The organism is Dietzia sp. (genome assembly GCF_036741115.1).
GTDB lineage: Bacteria > Actinomycetota > Actinomycetes > Mycobacteriales > Mycobacteriaceae > Dietzia.
The window spans coordinates 5,244-8,504 of the sequence record NZ_DAINST010000101.1 but is presented as its reverse complement, the minus strand read 5'-3'; the positions used below and the strand labels follow the sequence as shown (position 1 = coordinate 8,504).

General features: G+C 69.0%; 3 protein-coding genes and 1 tRNA gene. 3 read left to right on the top strand and 1 reads right to left on the bottom strand.

Annotation, left to right across the window (positions count from 1 at the left end):
* Position 1 precedes the first annotated feature (1 nt).
* Positions 2-74: transfer RNA gene (locus V7E05_RS12820), tRNA-Glu, on the top strand.
* 112 nt (positions 75-186) lie between these two features.
* Here the strand turns inward: V7E05_RS12820 and V7E05_RS12815 are convergent.
* Positions 187-888: an IclR family transcriptional regulator gene (locus V7E05_RS12815; protein ID WP_333620031.1), complete on the bottom strand. Its 702-nt coding sequence runs from the start codon at positions 886-888 to the stop codon at positions 187-189.
* A 70-nt stretch (positions 889-958) separates the two neighbouring features.
* Between V7E05_RS12815 and leuC the strand changes: the two genes are divergently transcribed.
* A complete protein-coding gene (gene leuC, locus V7E05_RS12810; protein WP_333620030.1) occupies positions 959-2,425 on the top strand; it encodes a 3-isopropylmalate dehydratase large subunit in 1,467 nt (488 codons plus the stop codon).
* 49 nt (positions 2,426-2,474) lie between these two features.
* The gene (gene leuD, locus V7E05_RS12805; RefSeq protein WP_333620032.1) at positions 2,475-3,071 is read left to right on the top strand and encodes a 3-isopropylmalate dehydratase small subunit; all 597 of its coding nucleotides are present in this window, start codon (positions 2,475-2,477) and stop codon (positions 3,069-3,071) included.
* The last annotated feature ends 190 nt before the right edge of the window (positions 3,072-3,261 follow it).

The window sequence follows — 3,261 nt, the reverse complement described above, 5'->3', positions numbered from 1 at the left end:
GGCCCCCGTCGTCTAGCGGCCTAGGACGCCGCCCTCTCACGGCGGTAGCGTGGGTTCGAATCCCATCGGGGGTACAACAGAAATAGAGCCGGGCACCTACCAGGTGCCCGGCTTTTTCGTTCGCGGGGCCGGCCCACTCGTGACGGCCTCCTCTCGCTTCGGCCTCGGCCCGCGCCGGCGCGGTGACTAGAGCCGCTTGTGGATCGCCTCGGCGGCAGCGAGCAGATCTGCCGCCCAACGCCCGCCCGGGCGCCGACCGATCCGATCCACCGGTCCGGACACCGAGATCGCCGCGACGACGTGGCCTCCGGCGTCACGAATGGGAGCGGAGACGCTCGCGACCCCAGTCTCCCGCTCGGCCACGGACTGCGCCCAGCCGCGGCGGCGGACCTCGGCGAGCTGGCGTTCGGTGAACACGGAATCGGCGAGGATGGACCGTTGGGTCATGGGGTCGGACCACGCGAGGAGGACCTTGGCGCCCGAGCCGCGGGTCATCGGCAAGACAGTGCCGACGGGAACGGTGTCGCGCAGGCCCGTGGGTGGCTCGGCAGAAGCGATGCAGATGCGCTGCGCCCCCTCGCGCCGGTACACCTGCACACTCTCCTCCGTGACCTCGCGGAGGCGGGGGAGCACGTGTCCCGAGGCCTCGGCGACGGCGTCCGTGGCGTTCGCCGCGAGCGCCGCGAGGACGGGGCCGAGACGCCACACGCCGGCGTCGTCGCGGACGAGCATCTGGTGCACCTCGAGCCCCACCGCGAGGCGATGGGCCGTGGCGCGTGGCAGCTCCGTCCTCTCGCAGAGTTCGGAGAGCACGCAGGGCTGTTCGGCCACGGCGTGGAGCACCATCATCGATTTGTCGAGTACGCCGATTCCGCTAGACTGTCTCACGATTCGACAATATCGTCCTATATTCTGGGAATCCAGTTTTTGGGCGGATTCTCCTCGAGGAGGGCTCGACATGAGTGAGGCAGCGCCTGGACGTGACCGGCCGCGCACTCTCGCGGAAAAGGTCTGGGACGACCACGTGGTGGTCCGCGGCGAGGGAGAGGGCGAGAACCGTAAGCCCGATCTCCTCTATATCGACCTGCAGCTCGTCCACGAGGTCACGAGCCCCCAGGCGTTCGACGGCCTACGGCTCGCCGGCCGCCCCGTGCGCCGCCCGGACCTCACCATCGCCACCGAGGACCACAACGTCCCCACAGTCGACATCGACAAGCCTATCGCCGATCCCGTGTCGCGGACGCAGGTCGAGACGCTGCGTCGGAACTGCGAGGAGTTCGGCGTCCGCCTGTACCCGATGGGCGATGCGGAGCAGGGCATCGTCCACGTGGTGGGGCCGCAGCTCGGGCTCACCCAGCCGGGGATGACCATCGTGTGCGGCGACTCGCACACCTCGACCCATGGCGCATTCGGTTCCATCGCGATGGGGATCGGCACCTCGGAAGTCGAACACGTCCTCGCCACGCAGACCCTCTCGCTGCGTCCGTTCAAGACGATGGCGGTCACGGTCACGGGCGAGCTCCGCCCGGGTGTGACGGCGAAGGATCTCATCCTCGCGGTGATCGCCCAGATCGGCACCGGCGGCGGGCAGGGCCACATCATCGAGTACCGCGGCGAGGCCGTGCGCAAGCTCTCGATGGAAGCGCGGATGACCATGTGCAACATGTCCATCGAGGCCGGTGCCCGCGCGGGCATGGTGGCCCCCGACGAGACCACGTTCGATTACGTCAAGGGCCGCGACCATGCCCCGAAGGGCGAGGATTGGGACGCTGCCGTCGAGTACTGGCGCAGCCTGCGTACGGACGACGACGCGGTGTTCGACACCGAGGTTGTCATCGACGGCTCGGCGCTCACCCCCTTCGTCACCTGGGGCACCAACCCGGGCCAGGGCGTGCCCCTCGGGGAGGCCGTGCCGTTCCCGGAGGACGCGGGGGATGACGACGCAGCCCTCGCCATCCGGAGCGCCCTCGATTACATGGATCTCGAGCCGGGCACGCCGATGCGCGAGATCAGTGTGGACGTGGTCTTCGTCGGCTCATGCACCAACGGGCGCATCGAGGACCTGCGTGCCGCCGCAGAGGTGCTTCGCGGACGGAAGGTCGCCGACGGCGTCCGGATGATGGTCGTCCCTGGCTCGGCACGCGTCCGCCTCCAGGCCATCGAGGAGGGGCTCGACGTGATCTTCGACGAGTCGGGAGCCGACTGGCGGCAGCCGGGCTGCTCGATGTGCCTGGGGATGAACCCGGACCAGCTCGCCCCCGGCGAGCGCTGCGCCTCCACCTCGAACCGCAATTTCGAAGGCCGCCAGGGCAAGGGCGGGCGCACCCACCTCGTCTCCCCGGAGGTCGCCGCGGCGACGGCGGTCGCGGGGCACTTCGCCGCGCCCGCCGATCTCGCCCCCGTGCGCGAGTCCGTCGGCGTTTAGCCTTCGCGCATTGGTCGAGAACGAACGACTCGAAGAAAAGGGAATCCCGATGGAAGCGATCATCAAGCACACCGGCGTCGGCGCCCCCCTGCGCCGGTCCAACGTCGACACCGATCAGATCATCCCCGCCGTGTACCTCAAGCGGGTCACCCGCACGGGCTTCGAGGACGGGCTGTTCTCCAACTGGCGCTCGAACGAGCCGGACTTCGTGCTCAACCAAGAGCAGTACAAGAGCGCCTCCGTGCTCGTCGCCGGGCCCGATTTCGGCACCGGCTCCTCGCGCGAACACGCGGTATGGGCGCTCATGGACTACGGCTTCCGCGCGGTGATCTCCTCGCGTTTCGCCGATATCTTCCGCGGCAATGCCGGCAAGGCGGGGCTCGTCGCGGCGCAGGTCGAGCAGAGCGATGTCGAGCTGCTCTGGAAGGTCATGGAGCAGCAGCCGGGCCTCGAGCTCACGGTCGATCTCGAGACGATGACCATCGCCGCGGGCGAGGTCACCGTGCCGTTCACTGTCGACGACTACACGCGCTGGCGCCTCATGGAGGGGCTCGACGACGTGGGGCTCACTCTGCGCTCGGAGGAGGAGATCACGGCGTTCGAGGCGACTCGTCCGTCCTTCAAGCCGGTCACCCTGTCCAGGTAGGTCTCCCGCGCGGCGCCGCCGCCGGGTAGAGCGCCGCGTGTCCGCCGCCGGCCGGGTGCTGGATTGCGGGGCGTCGCGGTACGCTTTTCGTAGCTAGACTAAGAGCCGATATCGATTGTGGCCCCGGGATTTCGGCCCGGGATTTCGGCCCGGGATTTCGGCCCGGGATTTCGGCCCGGGATTTCGGCCC

What these genes read in the sequence shown, in the direction of transcription:
- leuC (WP_333620030.1), top strand. Translation starts at nt 959, where the DNA reads ATGAGTGAGGCAGCGCCTGGACGTGACCGGCCGCGCACTCTCGCGGAA.
- leuD (WP_333620032.1), top strand. Translation starts at nt 2,475, where the DNA reads ATGGAAGCGATCATCAAGCACACCGGCGTCGGCGCCCCCCTGCGCCGG.